Raw genomic sequence first — 21,849 nt, 5'->3', positions numbered from 1 at the left:
AACCGGCCGGCCCAAGCTCTCTTGGACGTCGACCCAAGACGGACGCCTATGAACCCGAATTTTCTAGATTTCGAACAGCCGATCGCCGACCTGCAAGCCAAGATCGAAGAGTTGCGCTTGGTCGGTAACGACAATTCGCTGAATATCGGCGATGAGATCTCCCGCCTGCAGGACAAAAGCAGCACGCTGACCGAAGACATCTTCGGCAAGCTGACCAGCTGGCAGATCGCACGTCTGGCGCGTCACCCGAAACGTCCGTATACCCTGGACTACATCGAACACATCTTCACCGAGTTCGACGAATTGCACGGCGACCGTCACTTCTCTGATGACGCAGCCATCGTTGGCGGTATCGCTCGTCTGGACGACCAGCCGGTGATGATCATCGGTCACCAGAAAGGCCGTGAAGTGCGCGAGAAAGTTCGCCGCAACTTCGGCATGCCGCGTCCGGAAGGCTACCGCAAGGCGTGCCGCCTGATGGAAATGGCCGAGCGCTTCAAGATGCCGATCCTGACCTTTATCGACACCCCCGGCGCCTACCCTGGTATCGACGCTGAAGAGCGTAACCAGAGTGAGGCGATTGCCTGGAACCTGCGTGTCATGGCTCGCTTGAAAACCCCAATCATCGCCACCGTGATCGGTGAAGGTGGTTCCGGTGGTGCTCTGGCAATCGGTGTTTGCGATCAACTGAACATGCTGCAGTACTCGACCTACGCGGTAATTTCGCCGGAAGGTTGCGCATCGATCCTGTGGAAAACCGCCGATAAAGCGCCGGATGCCGCTGAAGCCATGGGCATCACCGCCGAGCGCCTGAAAGGCCTGGGCATTGTGGATAAGGTGATCAGCGAGCCATTGGGCGGCGCACATCGCAATCCAGCGGCGGCGGCGGCATCGATCCGTGCCGAGCTGACCTCGCAATTGGCGATGTTGAAGAAGTTCGACAATGACGCACTGCTGGCCCGCCGTTACGCGCGATTGATGAGCTACGGTCTCTGATCTAACGCTCCTGCATCATGTAGGAGCGAGGCTTGCCCGCGATTGGGACGCCTCGGTTTAACAGACCGACCGCGTTATCGTTCATCGCGAGCAAGCTCTGCTCCTACAGGTTTTGATGCGTCCATGACTCTTTGCGCAACACTTCTCAAGCAACTTGCACCGTGGCGTAACGCGTCAACCTGGCGTATTGCCTTCTCCGGTGGTCTCGATTCCACCGTCCTGCTGCACCTGCTCGCCCACCTCGCAAAAACCCAATCCCTGCCAGCGCTCAGCGCCATCCATGTCCATCACGGCCTTCAGGCTGCGGCGGATGCGTGGCCGGAACATTGTCAGGCCGTCTGTGATGCCTTGGGTGTGCCGTTAAAGGTGATTCACGTTCAAGTTCAGCCCGGCGCCAGCCTTGAGCGTGCCGCTCGGGATGCGCGTTACGGCGCATTCGTTGAAGCCACTCAGGCCAATGAACTGCTGCTGACCGCCCAGCACCGTGACGATCAGGCAGAAACCCTGTTGTTTCGACTGTTGCGCGGGGCAGGGGTGAGAGGTTTGTCGGGGATGCCGAGCCAGCGTCGGTTGGGCCGGGGTCATCTGCTGCGGCCATTGCTGGACGTCAGTCGCGGCGAACTTGAAGCCTATGCAACAGCCCATCAGCTGAGCTGGATCGAAGATCCTTCGAACCAGGATCGGCAGTTCTCTCGCAACTACCTGCGGCATCAGGTGTTCCCGGTGTTGACCGAGCGCTGGCCTCAAGCAGTGGCGACCATGGCCCGTAGCGCTGCGCACTTGAGCGAAGCGCAGGCATTGCTTGATGAGTTGGCACAGATCGATCTGGCCGAAGCGACCACGGTCAATGATTTTGACTGGCTGGGCTTGCCCTCTCTGGAGCTGGCTTCCCTCGCAAAACGCTCCGCCGCGCGCCAACGCAATGCGCTAAGCCACTGGCTCGCATCGCTGACGAGATTGCCTGACAGCGACCATTGGTCGGGTTGGGAGGATTTGCGCGATGCCTCCGGTGATGCTCGTCCGGTCTGGCGATTGGCGGATGGCGAACTGCATCGTTCGGCGGGGCGGATTTGGTGGCTGTCGGGCTATTGGCTATGCAGTCCGCCGCCTGCCGTCCAATGGGCTGATCCTTTGAAGTCGCTGGTGTTGCCGGAGAATGGCGTGCTCACGCTCACCGGACAAATCCCCGATGGTCCACTGCAAATCCGCTATCGTGAGGGAGGTGAGGTCATGCATTTTGCTGATCGCGGCCACCGCGACCTGAAGCGTTTGCTCAACGAGCGCGGTGTTCCGGGCTTCGCCCGTGGCAGATTGCCGCTGGTCTATCGCGACGGGCAATTGCTGGCGGTGGCCAACGTACGGGGCTTGAATGGCAGTGGGCAGGAAGGCTGGCATTTGCATTGGCTGCCACCGAGCGAAGATCAAGGTTTGAGCTGAAAGGGGCTTTCCGGTAGACTACGCTCCCTTCTTGATACAACTTCTGTGGATTCGCCTGAATTGCAGGAGTTGCCGATTACCAAGCAGTCTTTGCTGGGCGATTCCAAAAAATGTGTAGCGAGCAACGTACCGGTGTTTCATCTGCCGGTCTGTCCCAACGCGGCGGTTTTTTTGAAAGGTGCACTGTGATTAATGCAGGTGATCGGGGGCTTCGGCCTTCCTTCGCTTTCCCCGGCGGCTCGGACCGCTTTAACGCAGACTTCTAGGGTTTTTCATGACGCGCTACATATTCGTCACGGGCGGTGTTGTTTCTTCATTGGGGAAAGGCATTGCCTCGGCTTCATTGGCGGCCATCCTGGAGGCGCGGGGACTTAAGGTCACCATGCTGAAGCTGGACCCGTACATCAACGTGGACCCGGGCACAATGAGCCCGTTCCAGCACGGTGAAGTGTTCGTCACCCACGACGGCGCCGAGACTGACCTGGACCTGGGCCACTACGAGCGGTTCATCCGCACGACCATGACCCAGAACAATAACTTCACCACTGGCCGTGTCTACGAGCACGTGCTGCGCAAAGAGCGCCGTGGTGATTACCTGGGTGCCACCATTCAGGTGATCCCGCACATCACCGACGAAATCAAACGCCGGATCATCAAGGGCGCCGGCGATGCCGACGTGGCGATGGTCGAGATCGGTGGCACCGTGGGTGACATCGAATCGCAACCGTTCCTGGAAGCGATCCGTCAATTGCGTTTCGAAGTCGGCGCCAAGCGCGCGATGCTGATGCACCTGACACTGGTGCCGTACATCGCCACGGCCGGTGAAACCAAAACCAAGCCGACTCAGCACTCGGTCAAGGAACTGCGTTCCATTGGCTTGCAACCAGACGTGCTGGTCTGCCGCTCCGATCACCCGATCGACATCTCTTCGCGCCGCAAGATCGCACAGTTCACCAACGTTGAAGAACGTGCAGTGATCGCGCTGGAAGACGCCGACACCATCTACAAGATCCCGGGCATTCTGCATTCCCAGGGCCTGGATGATTTCGTCGTCGAGCGTTTCGGCCTGCAATGCGGCAGCGCCGACCTGTCCGAGTGGGAAGCCGTGGTTGACGCCAAGCTGAACCCGGAGCACGAAGTCACCATCGCGATGGTCGGCAAGTACATGGAGTTGCTGGACGCCTACAAGTCGCTGATCGAAGCGATGAGTCACGCCGGCATCAGCAACCGCACCAAGGTCAACCTGCGCTACATCGATTCCGAAGACATCGAAAACCAGGGCACTGCGCTGCTGGAAGGTGTTGACGCGATCCTCGTGCCGGGCGGCTTCGGTCTGCGTGGCGTGGAAGGCAAGATCACCGCCGTTCAATACGCTCGCGAAAACAAGGTTCCGTACCTGGGCATCTGCCTGGGCATGCAAGTGGCCGTGATCGAGTTCGCTCGTAACGTGCTGGGCTGGAAAGACGCCAACTCCACCGAGTTCGATCGTGCCAGCGGCCATCCGGTCGTGGGTCTGATCACCGAGTGGGAAGACGCTACCGGCGCCGTCGAAACCCGTACCGAGTCGTCTGACCTGGGCGGCACCATGCGCCTCGGCGCTCAGGATTGCCTGCTGGAACCGGGTTCGCTGGTGCACGACTGCTACGCCAAAGACGTCATCGTTGAGCGTCATCGTCACCGCTACGAAGTGAACAACAACCTGCTGCCGCAGATCATGGAAGCCGGCCTGAAAATCTCCGGTCGTTCCGGTGATGGCGCGCTGGTTGAAGTGGTTGAAGCCCCGGATCATCCATGGTTCGTCGCTTGCCAGTTCCACCCTGAGTTCACCTCGACGCCACGCGACGGTCACCCGTTGTTCAGCGGTTTCGTTAAAGCAGCTTTGGTTCAACACCAGAAGAAGGCGTAAATTTGATGGCGCAGAAAATCATCCGCGTAGGCGATATCGAGATTGCCAACGACAAGCCAATGGTGCTGTTCGGTGGCATGAACGTGCTGGAAAGCCGCGACATGGCGATGCAGGTCTGCGAAGAGTATGTAAAGGTCACCGAGAAACTCGGTATCCCTTATGTGTTCAAGGCCAGCTTCGACAAGGCCAACCGTTCCTCCGTGACCTCTTACCGTGGCCCCGGCCTGGAAGAGGGCATGCGCATTTTCCAGGACATCAAGCAAGCCTTCGGCGTGCCGATCATCACCGACGTCCACGAGCCTGATCAGGCCGCGGTCGTCGCTGAAGTCTGCGACATCATTCAGTTGCCGGCTTTCCTGTCACGCCAGACCGACCTCGTGGTCGCGATGGCCAAGACCGGTGCGGTGATCAACATCAAGAAAGCCCAATTCCTCGCACCCCAGGAAATGAAACACATCCTGAGCAAATGCGTGGAAGCGGGTAACGATCAGTTGATCCTCTGCGAACGCGGATCGAGCTTCGGCTACAACAACCTGGTTGTCGACATGCTCGGCTTCGGCATCATGAAGCAGTTCGAATACCCGGTGTTCTTCGACGTGACCCACGCGCTGCAAATGCCGGGCGGTCGCTCCGATTCCGCCGGTGGCCGTCGCGCCCAGGTCCTCGACCTGGCAAAAGCCGGTATGAGCCAGTCGTTGGCTGGCCTGTTCCTCGAAGCACACCCGGACCCGGACAACGCCAAATGCGACGGCCCTTGCGCCTTGCGTCTGGACAAACTGGAGCCATTCCTGGCCCAGCTCAAAGCTTTGGACGAACTGGTGAAGAGTTTTCCGACGGTAGAAACCGCGTAAATCTCAATTCTCCGGTAAAGTACCGCACGAATTATCGCTCTGGCCCGCTGGCCGCACTGCTCTTGTAGGAGCATGGCTTGCCAGCGATGGCGTCCTTGAGGGCCCCATCGCCGGCAAGCCGTGCTCCTGCAGCGTTTTCGTCAACTTTGGAGTGTTTACAACAATGGCAAAAATCGTCGACATCAAAGGTCGTGAAGTTCTCGACTCCCGTGGCAATCCCACCGTGGAAGCGGATGTGCTTCTCGATAACGGCATCATCGGCAGCGCCTGCGCGCCGTCCGGTGCTTCCACTGGCTCGCGTGAAGCGCTCGAGCTGCGTGATGGCGACAAGAGCCGTTACCTGGGCAAAGGCGTGCTCAAAGCCGTCGGCAACATCAACGGTCCGATCCGCGACCTGTTGAAAGGCATGGACCCAAGCGACCAGAAAGCGCTGGATCACGCGATGATCAAGCTCGACGGTACCGAAAACAAAGGCTCCCTGGGCGCCAACGCGATCCTCGCCGTTTCCCTGGCTGCGGCCAAGGCAGCAGCACAGGACCAGGACCTGCCGCTGTACGCTCACATCGCCAACCTGAACGGCACCCCGGGTGTTTACTCGATGCCGGTACCGATGATGAACATCATCAACGGTGGCGAGCACGCCGATAACAACGTCGACATCCAGGAATTCATGGTTCAGCCGGTTGGCGCCAAGTCTTTCTCGGAAGGTCTGCGCATGGGCACCGAGATTTTCCATCACCTCAAAGCTGTGCTGAAGGCCCGTGGCCTGAGCACTGCTGTTGGTGACGAAGGTGGTTTCGCACCGAACCTGGCCTCCAACGAAGACGCTTTGAAAGTGATCTCCGAAGCCGTGGCCAACGCCGGTTACAAGCTGGGCACCGACGTGACCCTGGCACTGGACTGCGCCGCTAGCGAGTTCTACGAAGACGGCAAGTACAACCTGTCCGGCGAAGGCCAGGTGTTTACCGCTGAAGGTTTCGCTGACTACCTGAAAGGTCTGACCGAGCGTTATCCGATCATCTCGATCGAAGACGGCCTGGACGAGTCCGACTGGGCTGGCTGGAAAATCCTCACCGACAAAATCGGCGAGAAGACCCAGCTGGTAGGCGACGACCTGTTCGTAACCAACACCAAGATCCTGAAAGAAGGCATCGATAAAAAGATCGCCAACTCGATCCTGATCAAGTTCAACCAGATCGGCACCCTGACCGAAACCTTGGAAGCCATCCAGATGGCCAAGGCCGCTGGTTACACGGCTGTGATCTCGCACCGTTCCGGTGAAACCGAAGATTCGACCATCGCCGACCTGGCTGTGGGCACGTCGGCTGGCCAGATCAAAACCGGTTCCCTGTGCCGTTCGGACCGCGTTTCCAAGTACAACCAACTGCTGCGTATCGAAGAGCAGTTGAACGGTAAAGCCAAATACAATGGCCGCAGTGAGTTCCGCGGTTAATTGCTAAATGGTAAAAAGACACCGGATTGTGTCGAAAAAATCGCAACAGCGATCAATTTGCCACTAATCTGATGCCTTATCAGCACAAGCCTGGTTCTTCCAGGCTTCGTGCTATCAGAAGCTTCAAAGTTTTTGCATGGCTGTCTTTTTTCACTGGAAACCTGATATTCGATGCGCAGTCCCAATTGGTTGTTCCTCGTCTTGCTCTTGTTGCTGGCTGGCCTGCAATACCGCCTGTGGGTGGGTAATGGCAGTCTGGCGCAAGTGGCTGAGCTGACTCAGCAGATCAAGGATCAACAGGCTGAGAACGAAGGGTTGCTGGAGCGCAATCGGGTGATGGACGCCGAAGTCAGCGAACTGAAAAAAGGTATGGAGACTGTTGAAGAGCGGGCTCGCCATGAGTTAGGCATGGTCAAGGACGGCGAAACCCTTTTCCAGTTGGCTCAATGAATTCCTCGTTACCGGCCTTCTGGGCCGTGATTCCTGCCGCGGGCGTCGGTGCCCGTATGGCCGCAGACCGTCCCAAGCAATACCTGCAACTGGGCGGACGCACTATTCTCGAACACAGCCTCGGCTGTTTCCTTGATCATCCTTCCCTGAAAGGGTTGGTGGTCAGTCTTGCTGTTGATGATCCTTATTGGCCAAACTTGGCCTGCGCCGCCGATTCGCGAATTCAGCGGGTTGACGGCGGCACCGAACGTTCCGGATCGGTACTCAATGCGTTGCTGCATTTGCATGCGCTGGGTGCTGACGATGAAGACTGGGTGCTGGTTCACGACGCCGCGCGACCGAATCTGAGCCGCGATGATCTGGACAAATTGCTGGGCGAACTGGCTGATGATCCCGTAGGCGGGTTGCTGGCGGTTCCGGCACGCGACACCCTCAAGCGGGTCGACAAGCACGGTCGTGTCGTCGAAACCGTCGATCGCAGCGTGATCTGGCAAGCTTACACGCCGCAGATGTTTCGCCTTGGCGCGCTGCATCGGGCGTTGGCGGACAGTCTGGTGGCAGATGCGGTCGTTACCGATGAAGCATCAGCGATGGAATGGGCAGGCATGTCGCCGCGTCTGATTGAAGGCCGGTCCGACAACCTCAAGGTTACGCGTCCGGAAGACCTCGAATGGTTGCGTCAGCGTTGGGCTAATCGCCGCTAGATTATTCGTTGGTCTCTCTACCGCCATCGCGAGCAGGCTCGCTCCCACAATGGAATGCATTTCCCTGTGGGAGCGAGCCTGCTCGCGATGGCGCTCTATCAGTCAGCAAACTAGTCACTGAAAACTGCAAGCACATCTAAGTTCGATATTCCGGCCGCTCAGCCAACCCCTCCTTCAAATAATCCACCAACTTGCGCACCTTGGGCGACAGATGCCGTTGCTGCGGATAAAGCGCCCAAACGGCCGTATTCGGCGGTTGATGCGCCTCCAGCAGTGAAATCAATGCGCCGCTTTTCAAATGCTCCAGCACGTAATAGTCCGGCAACTGACACAACCCCACGCCCTGTAGCGCGGCATCCAGCACCGCTTGCCCACTGTTGCAGCGCCAGTTTCCCTGTACCCTCTGCGAAAATTCCCGCCCGTTCTGTTCCAGTTGCCACAGGTCCGAGCTGCCGATGAGGCAGTTGTGGCGGCTCAATTCCGACAAGCTGTGTGGCCGACCATAGCGTTCCAGGTAGGACGGTGATGCGCACAGGTACATGCGTCGTGGTGCCAGGCGTGTGGCAACCAGTCGCGAATCTTGCAGGCGACCAAGACGGATCGCCAGGTCCAGGCCTTCATGCACCAGGTCGAGCGGGCGGTTGCTCAATTCGATGTCGACACGCAGTTGCGGGTAGAGCCCCATGAAGCGCGTTACCAGCGGCACGATAAAGCGCTCGCCGTACGCCACGGCGCAGGTCATGCGCAGCATTCCTTTGGGTTCGCTGGTCAGGTCGCCGACCGCGCGCAAGGCTTCTTCTCGGCCGTCTTGCAGGCGCTGGCAATGTTGCAAGAAAGTTTGCCCGGCTTCCGTCAGCGTCACACGACGGGTGCTGCGGTAAAGAAGGCGGGTCTGAAGGCGCTCTTCAAGGCGTACGATTTGTCGACTGATGTGAGAGGAAGAAACCCCAAGGCGTTCGGCAGCGGCGGTGAATTGGCTGCATTCGGCCACGGCGACGAATTCGTCGATCCCTTCCCAGCGGCTCTCGGACATCGATGATTATCCCTGTGTGGCAATAATGTTTTGCTTTTGTCCGGATTATTCATCGTAAGGCGCTGTATTACACTCCCTATCTCGTTTTTTATTCATCGGAGAATCCACATGATCAAGTCGCGCGCTGCCGTTGCCTTCGAGGCCAAGAAACCCCTCGAGATCGTCGAAGTCGATGTCGCCATGCCCAAGGCCGGCGAAGTTCTGTTGCGTGTGGTTGCCTCCGGTGTTTGCCATACCGATGCCTACACCCTGTCGGGCGCTGACCCGGAAGGCATATTCCCGTCAATTCTCGGTCACGAAGGTGGCGCGGTGGTTGAGGCGATTGGCGAGGGCGTGACGTCGGTGGCAGTGGGCGATCATGTGATCCCGCTGTACACCCCGGAATGCCGTCAGTGCAAATTCTGCCTGTCGGGCAAAACCAACCTGTGTCAGGCGATTCGCGCGACCCAGGGCAAAGGTTTGATGCCAGATGGCACTTCGCGCTTTTCCTACAAGGGCCAGCCGATTTTCCACTACATGGGCACTTCGACGTTTTCCGAATACACCGTGTTGCCGGAAATTTCCGTCGCCAAGATTGCTAAAGAAGCGCCGCTGGAAAAAGTTTGCCTGCTGGGCTGCGGTGTCACCACCGGCATCGGCGCGGTGCTCAATACGGCCAAGGTGAAACCCGGTGATACCGTGGCCATTTTTGGTCTCGGCGGCATTGGTCTGTCGGCGGTTATCGGCGCGGTAAAAGCCAAGGCTGCACGCATCATTGCCATCGACATCAACCCGGCCAAATTCGAGATCGCCAAGCAGCTGGGTGCAACCGATTGTGTGAACCCGAAAGACTTCGATCGTCCGATCCAGGAAGTCATCGTCGACATGACCGATGGCGGCGTCGACTTTTCCTTCGAATGCATCGGCAATGTGCAATTGATGCGCGCCGCCCTTGAGTGCTGCCACAAAGGCTGGGGTGAGTCGGTGATCATCGGTGTCGCCGGTGCCGGTCAGGAAATCGCCACCCGTCCATTCCAGCTGGTCACCGGTCGCGTCTGGCGCGGTTCTGCGTTCGGCGGTGTGCGCGGCCGTACCGAGTTGCCAAGCTACGTCGAAATGGCCGCTACCGGCGAAATTCCGCTGGATACGTTCATCACCCACACCATGGGCCTGGAAGATATCAACAAGGCGTTCGACCTGATGCACGAAGGCAAAAGCATCCGTTCCGTCATTCATTTCTGAGGTCGGTCATGAGCCTGGAAAATATCTCCTGCCAGAAAAGCTTTGGCGGCTGGCACAAGCGCTACCGGCATCGCTCCGACGTGCTCGGCTGCGACATGGTGTTTGCCGTGTACCTGCCGCCGCAAGCGGAGCAGGGTGGCAAGCTGCCTGTGCTGTATTGGTTGTCTGGCCTGACCTGCACCGACGAGAACTTCATGCAAAAGGCCGGGGCCATGCGCATGGCGGCTGAGTTGGGGCTGATCATCATTGCGCCGGACACCAGCCCGCGCGGTCCCGATGTGCCGGGTGATCCAGACGGCGCTTGGGACTTCGGCCTCGGCGCCGGGTTTTATCTGAATGCTACCCAAGAGCCTTGGTCGCGGCACTATCGGATGCATGACTATGTGGTGCAGGAATTGCCGGCATTGGTCGAGGCCCATTTCCCCGCGTCGGACAAGCGTGGCATCAGTGGTCACTCCATGGGCGGCCATGGCGCGCTGGTCTGCGCCTTGCGCAATCCGGGTCGTTATCAGTCGGTGTCGGCGTTCTCGCCGATCAACAATCCGATGGACTGCCCGTGGGGTCAGAAGGCCTTCTCTCGTTACCTGGGAGAGGACCGTTCGAAGTGGCGCGAATGGGATGCTTGCGCCCTGATCGCCGAGGCCGAAGAGAAGCTGCCGCTGCTGGTCGATCAAGGCGATCGTGATGATTTCCTCGCCACTCAGCTCAAGCCTGAAGCCTTGCAACAGGCGGCCAAACTGGCCGGTCATCCGCTAACGTTGCGCTTGCAGCCGGGCTACGACCACAGCTATTTCTTTATCGCCAGTTTTATCGACGACCACTTGCAACATCATGGACGCGCCCTAGGCGTCTAATGCAGGTAGAATCACGCCCTGACAAAAATCGGGGCGTTTTTTTATGCGTATTGGCCACGGCTATGATGTGCACCGTTTCGCTGAAGGCGATTTCATTACTCTGGGCGGCGTGCGCATTGCACACGGCTTCGGGCTGCTCGCTCACTCCGACGGTGACGTCCTGCTGCACGCCTTGAGTGATGCTTTGCTCGGCGCGGCCGCGTTGGGTGATATCGGCAAGCATTTCCCGGACACCGATCCGACATTCAAGGGTGCTGATAGCCGGGGGCTGCTGCGCCACGTCGTCGCGCTGATTCACGCCAAAGGCTGGAAAGTCGGCAACGTTGATAACACCATCGTCGCCCAGGCGCCGAAAATGGCCCCGCATATCGAATCGATGCGCGCGCTGATTGCCGCGGATCTTCAAGTTGAGTTGGATCAAGTGAACGTGAAAGCTACCACCACCGAAAAGCTTGGCTTTGTCGGTCGCGAAGAAGGCATTGCCGTGCACTCCGTTGCCTTGTTGCTGCGCGCATGAACGAATCGCAATTGCTCGGCCCACGGGCCTATGGCGAGGCGCTTGGCACCGCTGTTCTGAAAGCCACGGCAGAAGATTTTCAGGTCGATGAAGTGCTCAACATCCCCCTCAGCGGTGATGGCGAGCATTTGTGGATCTGGGTGGAAAAGCGCGGTCTCAATACCGAGGAAGCGGCACGGCGGATCGCCAAGGCGGCGGGCGTGCCATTGCGCACTGTCAGTTATGCCGGGCTCAAGGATCGTCAGGCGCTGACGCGCCAATGGTTCAGCGTGCAACTGCCGGGAAAGGCTGACCCGGATTTGTCGGCGGCGGAAAACGACACACTGAAAATCCTCAAGACCGGTCGACACAAACGCAAGCTGCAACGCGGTGCTCACTCGGCCAATGGCTTCACCTTGCGCCTGACGCAATTCGCTGGCGACAAAGCGGCGATTGAAGAGCGGCTTCAATTGATCGCCAGGCAAGGTATTCCCAATTATTTCGGCGTCCAGCGTTTCGGCTTTGACGGCGGTAACGTCGTCGATGCCCGTGCGTGGGCGGCGCGCAAAGCGTTGCCGGAGCAGCGCAACGTGCGCTCGCGTCTGCTCTCCACGGCGCGCAGTTTCCTGTTCAATCAGGTGTTGGCTGCACGGGTTGCCGATGGCAGTTGGCAGCGTGCTCAGGTCGGCGATCTGCTGGCCTTCACCGACAGCCGCAGTTTCTTTCCGGCCGGTGAAGCGGAATGCAGCGACCCGCGTCTGGCGATTCTCGATCTGCACCCGACCGGCCCGCAGTGGGGCGAAGGTGACTCGCCAGCGACCGGCGCTGTCCATGTACTGGAGCAGGACATCGCCGCTCGCGAAGCGGACTTGCGTGATTGGTTGATTAACGCCGGTATGAGTCACGAACGTCGCATCCTGCGGCTGCCCATTGGTGGGTTGACGTGGCATTATCCCGAGCCTGACATTCTGCAACTGGAATTCGTCCTCCCGGCCGGATGCTTTGCCACCGTATTGGTGCGCGAGCTCGTTGATCTGGTGCCGGTGGGGCAGACGGACAGCCCATGCGTATTCTGATTTCTAATGACGATGGGGTAACTGCACCCGGTCTCGCCGCGCTTTATGCTGCGCTGGCGGATTACACCGAGTGTGTGGTTATCGCCCCGGACCAGGACAAAAGCGGCGCCAGCAGCTCGCTGACGCTCGACCGTCCGTTGCACCCGCAAACGCTGACCAATGGCTTCATCAGCTTGAACGGCACACCCACCGATTGCGTGCACCTGGGCCTGAACGGCTTGCTGGAACGCGAACCGGACATGGTCGTCTCGGGGATCAACCTCGGCGCTAACCTGGGCGATGACGTGTTGTATTCCGGCACTGTGGCGGCCGCCCTCGAAGGGCGCTTCCTTGTGCGTCCTTCGTTTGCATTTTCGTTGGCCTCACGCCAAGTAGAGAACCTTCCCACAGCCGCCTACTTTGCACGCAAGCTGGTCGAAGCCCATGGCGATCTCGACCTGCCGCCGCGCACGGTACTGAATGTGAACATTCCCAATTTGCCGCTGGACCATATCCGCGGAATTCAGCTGACCCGCCTCGGGCATCGCGCACGCGCTGCGGCGCCGATGAAGGTGGTCGATCCGCGGGGCAAATCCGGTTACTGGATCGCCGCCGCCGGGGATGCAGAAGATGGCGGCCCGGGCACCGACTTCCATGCAGTCATGCAGGGCTACGTTTCAATCACACCGCTGCAACTGGATCGCACCTTCAATGATGCCTTCAGAAGTCTCGATGGCTGGCTGGAGGGGCTGCGCTAATGACTCGTGAACATGACGATATGTTGCGCCGTGGCATCGGGATGACCTCTCAACGGACTCGCGAGCGCCTTATTCAGCGCCTGTATGAAGAGGGCGTTTCCAACGCCAAGGTGCTGGAAGTCATTCGCCGGACACCGCGCCACCTGTTCGTTGACGAGGCGCTGGCCCACCGCGCCTACGAAGACACGGCGTTGCCGATCGGGCATAACCAGACCATCTCCCAGCCTTATATGGTGGCTCGCATGAGCGAGTTGCTGCTGGAGGCAGGTCCCTTGGACAAGGTGATGGAGATTGGTACCGGCTCGGGCTACCAGACGGCCGTGCTGTCACAGTTGGTCGAGCGGGTGTTTTCCGTAGAGCGCATCAAGGTTTTGCAGGACCGGGCCAAGGAACGCCTGGTGGAGCTGAACCTGCGCAACGTGGTGTTTCGTTGGGGCGATGGTTGGGAGGGCTGGCCAGCTTTGGCGCCTTACAACGGCATCATCGTCACGGCAGTGGCCACTGATGTGCCCCAGGCGTTGCTCGATCAGTTGGCTCCGGGGGGGCGACTGGTGATCCCGGTCGGCTCCGGTGAGGTGCAGCAATTGATGCTGATCATCCGAGAAGAACAAGGCTTTTCCCGACGTGTTCTGGGGGCGGTGCGTTTCGTGCCATTGCTCAACGGGCCACTGGCCTGAGCATTTGTTTTTATGCGCTGAATTCTCTTCGATTGGCCGTGTCTTACAGCGGCATCGATTGGTTAAACGGTATTTATCGTCAGTAGGCAAACGTGTGCGCGGAGCGATTTTGCTTCATTAAAGGTAAAGCCGGTTCGGCCCGTTATACTTGCGACATTTCGAGCCGGAATACGGCAATCCACAATTTCAGCCACCACATAGGGAGCGGCGGGTGAGTCTCACAGTCATTGCGCAGCGTATGAGTACAACGAGCTTTCAGCGCCTGGTGACTGGCCTCGTCTTGAGCACCTTGCTGGTCGGTTGCTCCAGCACCAAATCGAGTAGCGTAGGCGTAGTCGAAGGCAACAAGGCTGCGCCGCAACGTCCGGTAGTGACCACAGGTCAGTATGTCGTTCGACCAAAAGACACCCTGTTCTCGATCGCTTTTCGCTACGGCTGGGACTACAAAGCCCTCGCCGCACGCAACAACATTCCTACGCCCTATACGATCCATCCGGGTCAGATAATTCGCTTCGATGGTCGCACCGGATCAACGCCGACAGCGGTGGCCAATGCGTCCGGTTCGGCGCCTTCGTCGTCGCTGAAAACAACGGTAATCCGGCGCCAGCCGAATGGCGCAACCACGACTACAGAGGTGGTTACACCGTCCGTCGCCAGCAAGCAGACCCCCGCTCCGTTGCCTCCTGCTGGTCCCGCCCCGACCGGCTGGGGATGGCCATCTAATGGTATTTTGATTGGAAAGTTCTCATCAAACGGTAGTTTGAATAAAGGAATTGATATCGCCGGAGATTTGGGACAGCCTGTTTTAGCTGCGTCTGATGGGACGGTGGTATACGCCGGGAGTGGCTTAAGGGGCTACGGCGAATTAGTCATCATCAAACACAGCGAAACCTACGTCAGTGCCTACGGACATAACCGCAGGCTTTTGGTTCGGGAGGGGCAGCAGGTCAAGGTCGGACAGACAATTGCCGAAATGGGGTCAACGGGTACAGACCGGGTGAAACTGCATTTTGAGATTCGCCGCCAAGGTAAACCTGTAGATCCGCTGCAATTCCTGCCACGTCGTTGATTTGTTAGCCAGCTTGTTCCGTCACGTAGAGGGAACAGGCTCCAGCGTTGCCAAGGATAAAGGCGTCGCTTGAGCTTGAGGTCGAACTCACCAAAGGACTATAACAATGGCTCTCAGTAAAGAAGTGCCGGAGTTTGACATCGACGATGAGGTTCTCCTGATGGAGACCGGTATCGAGACGGATTCGATGTCGAATGATGAAGGGGCAGCTCCACCTTCTTCCGTTCGTGCCAAATCCAAACACTCCGCTTCGCTAAAACAACACAAGTACATCGATTACACGCGGGCACTTGATGCCACGCAGCTGTATCTCAATGAAATCGGCTTTTCCCCATTGCTCTCCCCGGAAGAAGAAGTTCATTTTGCGCGTCTGTCGCAAAGTGGCGATCCGGCCGGGCGCAAGCGCATGATTGAAAGCAACCTGCGGCTGGTGGTGAAAATCGCCCGTCGTTACGTCAATCGTGGGCTGTCGCTGCTGGACCTGATCGAAGAGGGCAACCTCGGCCTGATCCGGGCAGTGGAGAAATTCGACCCTGAACGCGGCTTTCGTTTTTCGACCTACGCAACCTGGTGGATTCGTCAAACCATCGAGCGCGCGATCATGAATCAGACCCGGACCATCCGGTTGCCGATCCATGTGGTCAAGGAGCTCAACGTGTACCTTCGGGCTGCACGGGAGCTGACGCAAAAACTCGATCACGAACCCTCACCCGAAGAAATCGCCAACCTGCTGGAAAAACCGGTGGGAGAGGTCAAGCGCATGCTTGGCTTGAATGAGCGGGTTTCTTCGGTCGACGTCTCGCTGGGTCCGGATTCGGATAAAACCCTGCTGGACACCCTGACTGATGACCGTCCAACCGACCCTTGTGAGCTGCTTCAGGATGACGACTTGTCCCAAAGCATCGATCAATGGCTGTCGGAGTTGACGGACAAACAACGCGAAGTGGTAGTACGCCGCTTCGGTTTGCGCGGACACGAGAGCAGCACGCTTGAAGACGTAGGCCTGGAGATCGGCCTGACCCGGGAGCGGGTCAGACAGATTCAGGTGGAAGGCCTGAAGCGTCTTCGGGAGATTCTCGAGAAGAACGGCCTGTCGAGCGAGTCGCTGTTTCAATAAGCGACAGGCTCAATCGGCAGTAAAAGACCCCGCTTGGTTCGGGGTTTTTTATTGCCTGTAAGGTGGGTGAGGATTGCCGCAGGTTTGTCGTCTTGCGCTGTAGGTCTTCTCTTACTCTTTCGTAAGTGTTCACTATTTTTACAAGGTGCTAGTCGTACATTTTCCTACGCGGTCGCATGCTATCCGCATGATTTATATGCATATTTAATTTTATAAAGAATGTATGACACATGTTTTTGACGACCCAGGCCAATTGCTCTTGGTAGGGAACTCTCTAGTATCTGAATGGTGTCGACGGACAGACACGCCCTTCAAGGATGAGGGGAATGGACATCGCAGGAAGCGATTCATCAGGACGATGAAAAGGAACACAGGGAATAGGGAAAAATGTGGGCGGGTCAAACCGCCCCTTTTTTTACCTTCAGAAAAGCAAAAAGGCCCGCTAGGGGCCTTTTCGGGAACGCGCGGAAAATCAGCGTTCGAGGTCTTTGATCTTGCCTTTGACGCCATCCCACTTTTCAGCGTCTGGCATCGATTCTTTCTTCTCAGTGATGTTGGGCCAGATTTCCGCCAGTTCAACGTTCAGCTGAATGAATTCCTGCATACCTTCCGGAACTTCATCTTCGGAGAAGATGGCCACGGCAGGGCATTCTGGTTCGCACAGTGCGCAGTCGATGCACTCATCCGGGTGGATCACCAGGAAGTTCGGGCCTTCGTAAAAGCAGTCCACCGGACAGACTTCTACGCAGTCGGTGTACTTGCACTTGATGCAGTTGTCGGTGACGACGAAGGTCATTTCTAATTTTCTCCTCAGGCGGCGGCAGCGGAGCCCCTTCACGTTGGGGTCGCCAGGTTTGGGAGCGATAGTCTGCTGGCCAGGCTATTAGCCAGCAGCATCCCAAACCGCGCGAGATTCTAACAGCTTGTAGGCAAGTGCGTTAGATCCGGTTCTTTAGTGCATAGAGCATTTCGAGCGCACGACGTGGTGTCATGTCGTCCAGATCCAGCTTGGCCAGGTCATCCAGCACCGGATGCGGCAGGCTGGCGAACATGTCGCTTTGCTGCGGAGCGGCCGGTTTGCCCTTGGCAATCACAGGAACTTCATGGGGCAGGGCGGTGGCTTCCAGTCGACCGAGGTGCTCACGCGCACGCACGATCACTTCGCTCGGCACGCCGGCCAATTGCGCCACGGCCAAGCCGTAACTCTGGCTGGCAGGCCCGGGCAGCACGTGGTGCAGGAACACGATGCGTTCGTTGTGCTCGGTGGCATTGAGGTGAACGTTGGCCACCAGCGGTTGCGCCTCCGGTAGTACCGTTAGCTCAAAATAGTGGGTGGCGAACAGCGTGTAAGCGCGCAGATGCGCCAATCGCTCGGCGGCAGCCCAGGCCAGGGACAGGCCATCGAAGGTGCTGGTGCCGCGACCGACTTCGTCCATCAGCACCAGGCTGCGTTCGGTGGCGTTGTGCAGGATGTTCGCGGTTTCGCTCATTTCAACCATGAAGGTCGAACGGCCACCCGCCAGGTCATCGCTGGAGCCGATCCGGGTGAAAATCCGGTCCACCAGGGACAGTTCACAGCTGGCAGCCGGCACGAAACTGCCGATATGCGCGAGCAAAACGATCAATGCGGTCTGACGCATGTAGGTGGATTTACCGCCCATGTTCGGGCCGGTGATCACCAGCATCCGAGTGTTATCGTCGAGGCTCAAGTCGTTGGCCACGAACGGCGTGCTCAGCACTTGCTCGACCACTGGGTGACGCCCCTGGGTAATGCGCATGCAGGGCTCGCTGACGAAACGCGGGCAGTTCAGGTCGAGGTTCAGGGCGCGTTCGGCCAGGTTGCTCAATACGTCCAGTTCGGCCAGCGCAGCCGCGGTGTCTTGTAGCGGCGGCAATTGGCCGATCAGGTCTTCGAGCAGCGCTTCGTAGAGCATTTTCTCTCGGGCCAGCGCACGGCTCTTGGCCGACAGTGCCTTGTCTTCGAACGCCTTGAGTTCCGGGGTAATGAAACGCTCGGCACCTTTCAGCGTCTGGCGGCGAATGTAGTCTGCCGGCGCGGACTCAGCCTGTTTGCTCGGCAACTCGATGAAGTAACCGTGAATGCGGTTGTAGCCGACTTTCAGGTGCGACAGACCGGTGCGTGCTTTTTCGCGAGCTTCCAAGTCAATCAGGAACTGCCCGGCGTTTTCGCTCAGCGATTGCAGATCGTCGAGTTCGCTGTCGTAGCCGGTTTTCAACACGCCACCGTCACGGATCACCGCTGGCGGATTGTCGATAATGGCTTTTTCCAGCAGCGCCGCCAGTTCCGGATAAGTGCTGGTGGTCTTGGCCAGTTGAATGATGTGCGGCGCTTCAAGCTCAGTCATCGCCACCTGCAACTCAGGCAACGCACCCAGCGCATCGCGCAGACGAGCAAGGTCGCGAGGGCGCGCGTTGCGCAGGCCGATCCGCGCCAGAATCCGCTCGATGTCGCCGATTTCCTTGAGTTGCGGTTGCAATTTCTCAAAGCGGTAGCCGTCGAGCAGGCACGTGATCGAGGTCTGGCGCGCCAGCAATACGGTCAGATCCCGCAGCGGGCGATTCAACCAACGGGTCAGCAAGCGGCTGCCCATGGCGGTCTGGCAGCGATCGACCACCGATTGCAGGGTGTTGTCGCGGCCACCGGCCAGGTTGGTGTCCAGTTCCAGGTTGCGACGGCTGGCGCCGTCCAGCACCACGGTGTCATCCAGGCGCTCGTGACGCAGGCTGCGCAAGTGCGGCAGGGCGGTGCGTTGAGTTTCCTTAGCGTAGCTGAGCAGGCAACCGGCGGCACCGATGGCCAGTGTCAGGTTCTCGCAGCCAAAGCCTTTGAGGTCCTGGGTAGAGAACTGCTGACAAAGACTTTTCAGCGCCGAGTCGCGCTCGAAATCCCACGGTGCACGGCGACGAACCCCACGACGTTTTTCCGCCGGCAGGTCCTTGGGCCAGTCGTCCGGGATCATCAGCTCGACCGGATTGACCCGCTCCAGTTCCGCCAGCAGGTTTTCCCAGCCCTTGATTTCCAGCACCGTAAAGTTGCCGCTGGTGATGTCCAGCACCGCCAGACCGAACAGACGCTCGTCACCCAGCACTGCCGCGATCAGGTTGTCCCGGCGCTCATCCAGCAGCGCTTCGTCACTGACTGTGCCCGGCGTGATGATCCGCACCACCTGACGATCCACCGGCCCTTTACTGGTCGCCGGATCACCCACCTGCTCACAAATCACCACCGACTCGCCGAGCTTGACCAGTTTCGCCAGGTAGCCTTCTGCCGCATGGTAAGGAATCCCACACATCGGAATCGCCTGACCCGCCGACTGCCCACGGGCGGTCAGGGTGATGTCCAGCAACTTGGCGGCTTTCTTCGCGTCTTCATAGAAGATCTCGTAGAAGTCGCCCATGCGGTAGAACATCAGCTGGTCAGGGTGCTGGTTCTTCAGGCGCCAGTACTGCTGCATCATTGGCGTGTGGGAAGACAGATCGGAGATGGCTTTATTCATCGGAAATTCAGGAAAACTCGTTGAAAGGTGTAGGGCAAAGGAGGGGCATTGGCCCGGCTTTTCCGCAATGGGCGCAAGATTACCATGGGCGGTCCGCTCGACGCAGGCATGAAAGCCCTGCGGCACATTTCTGCTGGATATGCATCGGATATGCAAAACAGCATTTGTTTTCGACAAAAAGAACACGCACTATGCGCAGTATGCAAAAACGCAATGTTTCTACCGTCTTAAGAGCGCTGCTCGATCAACACGGGATCTCCCCCACGGAGCTTCACCGTCGCACCGGCGTGCCTCAATCCACACTCTCGCGGATCCTCGGCGGGAAGATCGTCGATCCTTCGGATAAACACATCTCGAAGATTGCCGAGTACTTCGCCGTCAGCACTGATCAGTTGCGTGGCCGCACGGATGTGTCGATCAGCGCCAATAAGGGGCGCGAAGCAGTGCATTCCGAACTCAAGGATATAAGTCTGTGGGACGACGATACGCCCGTCGATGACGATGAAGTGTCCGTCCCCTTTCTTCGCGAGGTTGAATTGGCTGCGGGATCAGGAAGATTCGTCATCGAAGAGAGCGAACGCTCTAGTCTGCGCTTCGGCAAGCGCAGTTTGCGCCACAATGGTGTGCAATTCGATCAGGCAAAATGCGTGACGGTGCGTGGCAACAGCATGTTGCCCGTGCTGCGCGATGGCGCAACCGTTGGCGTGAATGCGGGCAAGTGCGGGATTGGCGACATCGTTGATGGCGACCTTTATGCGATCAACCATAACGGTCAATTGCGCGTGAAACAGCTTTATCGCCTGCCGATCGGGATCCGCCTGCGTAGCTTCAACCGCGATGAACACCCGGATGAGGACTATACCTTCCTGGAAATCCAGGAAGAGCAGATTGTCATTCTTGGTCACGTCTTCTGGTGGGGCATGTACGCCCGCTAACCTCACCGCTTTCAGACAAAAACCGCCATCCAGCGGTTTTTTTTCGCCTGTCGAAAACCGCCGGCGCCTTTGTTTGTTGTGTTTTTATGCGTCAATGCATTCTCGGTGAAGAAGCAAATGCATTTGTGCATTGACTGTATATGCATCCATGCATACTCTTGGTCTCAAGCCGCTCGACAAAGGCAGCGCTGAACCGGCCTCAACGGTTCAGATGGGTGGCTACTGACCGTTTGAAAGAACCCCTTATCACTCACATCAGGAGGCGAGACATGACAATCGAGCAACAAGCGTTGCTGGACATGCCGAGCTGGCTCGTCATTGTCCTTGCACTGGTGGGCGGGGTGTCTGGCGAAATGTGGCGTGCCGACAAGGACGGTGCTCGCGGCTGGTCACTGCTGCGGCGTCTGGCATTGCGCTCGGGGGCCTGCATGATCTGCGGGATTTCGGCCATCATGCTGCTGTATGCCGCTGGCTTGTCGATCTGGGCCGCTGGGGCTTTTGGATGCCTCACAGCCATGGCTGGGGCAGACGTCGCCATCGGGCTTTATGAGCGCTGGGCAGCCAAGCGGATTGGCGTTTGCGAAGTGCCGCCGCGCGATTCTCGTCCTGATCAGCAGTGAACGGGCATCGCTGACCGTGGACTGATTGCCTTGCAGGCTTGTCACGCCTGGATCAGAGCCTTCACACCCTCACATTTTGATTGATCCTGCGCCTTGCAAGCGCGATACGCTCGTGTACGGTAGTTCTAATTCCACTTCCGATCGCTCAGGAGATGACCGTGAAAGAAATCACCCAATTGGCCGCTGAACTGGGCAGGCGCATGCAGGTTCTCAATGCTCACGTTACGGCTGCCGAGTCCTGCACTGGCGGCGGCATCTCGGAGGCGATCACTCGCATTCCGGGGAGTTCGGCGTGGTTCGAGGCCGGTTATGTCACCTACTCCAACCGGCAGAAAACCCAGCAATTGAACGTCCCGGTGGAGTTGTTTTCGACCGTGGGCGCGGTCAGTCGCGAGGTGGTCGAGGCGATGGTGCGAGGTGCGCAGGCAAAGAGCCGGGCGCATTTCGCCGTGGCGGTCAGCGGTGTGGCGGGGCCGGATGGCGGTTCTCCGAGTAAACCAGTGGGCACGGTCTGGCTGGCCTGGGGGGCTGGCGAGCGGGTGTTCAGCGAAGAGCAGCACTTCGCCGGTAATCGCGATGAGGTCCGCCGACAAACGGTGAAGGCCGCGCTAGAGGGGCTGCTGCGCCATGCTGCCGCAGAAATCTCAAATCAGGGGTAGGCGATCCTGAAACGCTGTGGAATAATACTGGCTACTTATA

General features: G+C 58.4%; 21 protein-coding genes. 18 read left to right on the top strand and 3 right to left on the bottom strand.

Annotation, left to right across the window (positions count from 1 at the left end):
* Positions 1-48: 48 nt before the first annotated feature.
* The 7 genes from KGB06_RS05495 to ispD all read left to right on the top strand — a co-directional run bounded on the left by KGB06_RS05495 (position 49) and on the right by ispD (position 7,797).
* A complete protein-coding gene (locus KGB06_RS05495; protein WP_223512337.1) occupies positions 49-996 on the top strand; it encodes an acetyl-CoA carboxylase carboxyltransferase subunit alpha in 948 nt (315 codons plus the stop codon).
* A 123-nt stretch (positions 997-1,119) separates the two neighbouring features.
* The gene (gene tilS / locus KGB06_RS05490) at positions 1,120-2,433 is read left to right on the top strand and encodes a tRNA lysidine(34) synthetase TilS (protein ID WP_223512335.1); all 1,314 of its coding nucleotides are present in this window, start codon (positions 1,120-1,122) and stop codon (positions 2,431-2,433) included.
* Between the two features lie 274 nt (positions 2,434-2,707).
* Complete coding sequence (locus KGB06_RS05485) at positions 2,708-4,339, top strand: CTP synthase (protein ID WP_010462795.1); 1,632 nt, start codon at positions 2,708-2,710, stop codon at positions 4,337-4,339.
* 5 nt (positions 4,340-4,344) lie between these two features.
* A complete protein-coding gene (gene kdsA, locus KGB06_RS05480; protein WP_033059920.1) occupies positions 4,345-5,190 on the top strand; it encodes a 3-deoxy-8-phosphooctulonate synthase in 846 nt (281 codons plus the stop codon).
* A gap of 163 nt (positions 5,191-5,353) precedes the next feature.
* Positions 5,354-6,643, top strand: coding sequence for a phosphopyruvate hydratase (gene eno, locus KGB06_RS05475; RefSeq protein ID WP_223512333.1), 1,290 nt, complete (start codon positions 5,354-5,356; stop codon positions 6,641-6,643).
* A gap of 171 nt (positions 6,644-6,814) precedes the next feature.
* Positions 6,815-7,093: a cell division protein FtsB gene (gene ftsB / locus KGB06_RS05470; protein WP_007949352.1), complete on the top strand. Its 279-nt coding sequence runs from the start codon at positions 6,815-6,817 to the stop codon at positions 7,091-7,093.
* Positions 7,090-7,797, top strand: a complete 708-nt coding sequence (ispD, locus tag KGB06_RS05465) for a 2-C-methyl-D-erythritol 4-phosphate cytidylyltransferase (RefSeq protein ID WP_223512330.1) — start codon at positions 7,090-7,092, stop codon at positions 7,795-7,797. The genes ftsB and ispD overlap by 4 nt, the downstream gene beginning before the upstream one ends.
* Before the next feature lie 136 nt (positions 7,798-7,933).
* On the opposite strand, the gene KGB06_RS05460 is transcribed toward ispD, so the two are convergent.
* Positions 7,934-8,830, bottom strand: a complete 897-nt coding sequence (locus KGB06_RS05460; protein WP_223512327.1) for a LysR substrate-binding domain-containing protein — start codon at positions 8,828-8,830, stop codon at positions 7,934-7,936.
* 108 nt (positions 8,831-8,938) lie between these two features.
* Between KGB06_RS05460 and KGB06_RS05455 the strand changes: the two genes are divergently transcribed.
* From KGB06_RS05455 to rpoS, 8 genes are all read left to right on the top strand, one after another.
* Entirely contained in the window at positions 8,939-10,051 is a 1,113-nt protein-coding gene (locus KGB06_RS05455; RefSeq protein ID WP_007949355.1) for an S-(hydroxymethyl)glutathione dehydrogenase/class III alcohol dehydrogenase, read from the top strand.
* A gap of 8 nt (positions 10,052-10,059) precedes the next feature.
* Complete coding sequence (gene fghA, locus KGB06_RS05450; protein WP_223512326.1) at positions 10,060-10,905, top strand: S-formylglutathione hydrolase; 846 nt, start codon at positions 10,060-10,062, stop codon at positions 10,903-10,905.
* Between the two features lie 43 nt (positions 10,906-10,948).
* Positions 10,949-11,422, top strand: coding sequence for a 2-C-methyl-D-erythritol 2,4-cyclodiphosphate synthase (ispF, locus tag KGB06_RS05445; protein ID WP_007949357.1), 474 nt, complete (start codon positions 10,949-10,951; stop codon positions 11,420-11,422).
* A complete protein-coding gene (gene truD, locus KGB06_RS05440; protein ID WP_223512325.1) occupies positions 11,419-12,477 on the top strand; it encodes a tRNA pseudouridine(13) synthase TruD in 1,059 nt (352 codons plus the stop codon). Before ispF ends, truD begins: the two co-directional genes overlap by 4 nt.
* Positions 12,465-13,214: a 5'/3'-nucleotidase SurE gene (gene surE / locus KGB06_RS05435; RefSeq protein ID WP_223512324.1), complete on the top strand. Its 750-nt coding sequence runs from the start codon at positions 12,465-12,467 to the stop codon at positions 13,212-13,214. The genes truD and surE overlap by 13 nt, the downstream gene beginning before the upstream one ends.
* Positions 13,215-13,255: 41 nt before the next feature.
* The gene (locus KGB06_RS05430; protein WP_172901226.1) at positions 13,256-13,891 is read left to right on the top strand and encodes a protein-L-isoaspartate(D-aspartate) O-methyltransferase; all 636 of its coding nucleotides are present in this window, start codon (positions 13,256-13,258) and stop codon (positions 13,889-13,891) included.
* 211 nt (positions 13,892-14,102) lie between these two features.
* The gene (locus KGB06_RS05425) at positions 14,103-14,960 is read left to right on the top strand and encodes a peptidoglycan DD-metalloendopeptidase family protein (protein ID WP_223512323.1); all 858 of its coding nucleotides are present in this window, start codon (positions 14,103-14,105) and stop codon (positions 14,958-14,960) included.
* Positions 14,961-15,066: 106 nt separating this feature from the next.
* The gene (rpoS, locus tag KGB06_RS05420) at positions 15,067-16,077 is read left to right on the top strand and encodes an RNA polymerase sigma factor RpoS (RefSeq protein ID WP_223512322.1); all 1,011 of its coding nucleotides are present in this window, start codon (positions 15,067-15,069) and stop codon (positions 16,075-16,077) included.
* Positions 16,078-16,549: 472 nt separating this feature from the next.
* On the opposite strand, the gene fdxA is transcribed toward rpoS, so the two are convergent.
* Both fdxA and mutS read right to left on the bottom strand, forming a co-directional pair.
* Positions 16,550-16,873, bottom strand: coding sequence for a ferredoxin FdxA (gene fdxA / locus KGB06_RS05415; protein ID WP_223512321.1), 324 nt, complete (start codon positions 16,871-16,873; stop codon positions 16,550-16,552).
* A 142-nt stretch (positions 16,874-17,015) separates the two neighbouring features.
* A complete protein-coding gene (gene mutS / locus KGB06_RS05410) occupies positions 17,016-19,583 on the bottom strand; it encodes a DNA mismatch repair protein MutS (protein WP_223512368.1) in 2,568 nt (855 codons plus the stop codon).
* 203 nt (positions 19,584-19,786) lie between these two features.
* Between mutS and KGB06_RS05405 the strand changes: the two genes are divergently transcribed.
* From KGB06_RS05405 to KGB06_RS05395, 3 genes are all read left to right on the top strand, one after another.
* Entirely contained in the window at positions 19,787-20,530 is a 744-nt protein-coding gene (locus KGB06_RS05405; RefSeq protein ID WP_223512320.1) for an XRE family transcriptional regulator, read from the top strand.
* A 269-nt stretch (positions 20,531-20,799) separates the two neighbouring features.
* Positions 20,800-21,150 (top strand): phage holin family protein, encoded by a 351-nt coding sequence (locus KGB06_RS05400; RefSeq protein ID WP_223512318.1) that lies wholly within the window; start codon positions 20,800-20,802, stop codon positions 21,148-21,150.
* A 158-nt stretch (positions 21,151-21,308) separates the two neighbouring features.
* Complete coding sequence (locus KGB06_RS05395) at positions 21,309-21,809, top strand: CinA family protein (protein ID WP_223512316.1); 501 nt, start codon at positions 21,309-21,311, stop codon at positions 21,807-21,809.
* Positions 21,810-21,849: the final 40 nt, after the last annotated feature.

It is taken from the genome of Pseudomonas sp. GL-B-19 (assembly GCF_019956415.1).
Classification (GTDB): Bacteria; Pseudomonadota; Gammaproteobacteria; order Pseudomonadales; family Pseudomonadaceae; genus Aquipseudomonas.
This window is presented reverse-complemented; position numbering and strand designations above follow the sequence as displayed.

What these genes read in the sequence shown, in the direction of transcription:
- KGB06_RS05495 (WP_223512337.1), top strand. Translation starts at nt 49, where the DNA reads ATGAACCCGAATTTTCTAGATTTCGAACAGCCGATCGCCGACCTGCAA.
- tilS (WP_223512335.1), top strand. Translation starts at nt 1,120, where the DNA reads ATGACTCTTTGCGCAACACTTCTCAAGCAACTTGCACCGTGGCGTAAC.
- KGB06_RS05485 (WP_010462795.1), top strand. Translation starts at nt 2,708, where the DNA reads ATGACGCGCTACATATTCGTCACGGGCGGTGTTGTTTCTTCATTGGGG.
- kdsA (WP_033059920.1), top strand. Translation starts at nt 4,345, where the DNA reads ATGGCGCAGAAAATCATCCGCGTAGGCGATATCGAGATTGCCAACGAC.
- eno (WP_223512333.1), top strand. Translation starts at nt 5,354, where the DNA reads ATGGCAAAAATCGTCGACATCAAAGGTCGTGAAGTTCTCGACTCCCGT.
- ftsB (WP_007949352.1), top strand. Translation starts at nt 6,815, where the DNA reads ATGCGCAGTCCCAATTGGTTGTTCCTCGTCTTGCTCTTGTTGCTGGCT.
- ispD (WP_223512330.1), top strand. Translation starts at nt 7,090, where the DNA reads ATGAATTCCTCGTTACCGGCCTTCTGGGCCGTGATTCCTGCCGCGGGC.
- KGB06_RS05460 (WP_223512327.1), bottom strand. Translation starts at nt 8,830, where the DNA reads ATGTCCGAGAGCCGCTGGGAAGGGATCGACGAATTCGTCGCCGTGGCC.
- KGB06_RS05455 (WP_007949355.1), top strand. Translation starts at nt 8,939, where the DNA reads ATGATCAAGTCGCGCGCTGCCGTTGCCTTCGAGGCCAAGAAACCCCTC.
- fghA (WP_223512326.1), top strand. Translation starts at nt 10,060, where the DNA reads ATGAGCCTGGAAAATATCTCCTGCCAGAAAAGCTTTGGCGGCTGGCAC.
- ispF (WP_007949357.1), top strand. Translation starts at nt 10,949, where the DNA reads ATGCGTATTGGCCACGGCTATGATGTGCACCGTTTCGCTGAAGGCGAT.
- truD (WP_223512325.1), top strand. Translation starts at nt 11,419, where the DNA reads ATGAACGAATCGCAATTGCTCGGCCCACGGGCCTATGGCGAGGCGCTT.
- surE (WP_223512324.1), top strand. Translation starts at nt 12,465, where the DNA reads ATGCGTATTCTGATTTCTAATGACGATGGGGTAACTGCACCCGGTCTC.
- KGB06_RS05430 (WP_172901226.1), top strand. Translation starts at nt 13,256, where the DNA reads ATGACCTCTCAACGGACTCGCGAGCGCCTTATTCAGCGCCTGTATGAA.
- rpoS (WP_223512322.1), top strand. Translation starts at nt 15,067, where the DNA reads ATGGCTCTCAGTAAAGAAGTGCCGGAGTTTGACATCGACGATGAGGTT.
- fdxA (WP_223512321.1), bottom strand. Translation starts at nt 16,873, where the DNA reads ATGACCTTCGTCGTCACCGACAACTGCATCAAGTGCAAGTACACCGAC.
- KGB06_RS05405 (WP_223512320.1), top strand. Translation starts at nt 19,787, where the DNA reads ATGCGCAGTATGCAAAAACGCAATGTTTCTACCGTCTTAAGAGCGCTG.
- KGB06_RS05400 (WP_223512318.1), top strand. Translation starts at nt 20,800, where the DNA reads ATGACAATCGAGCAACAAGCGTTGCTGGACATGCCGAGCTGGCTCGTC.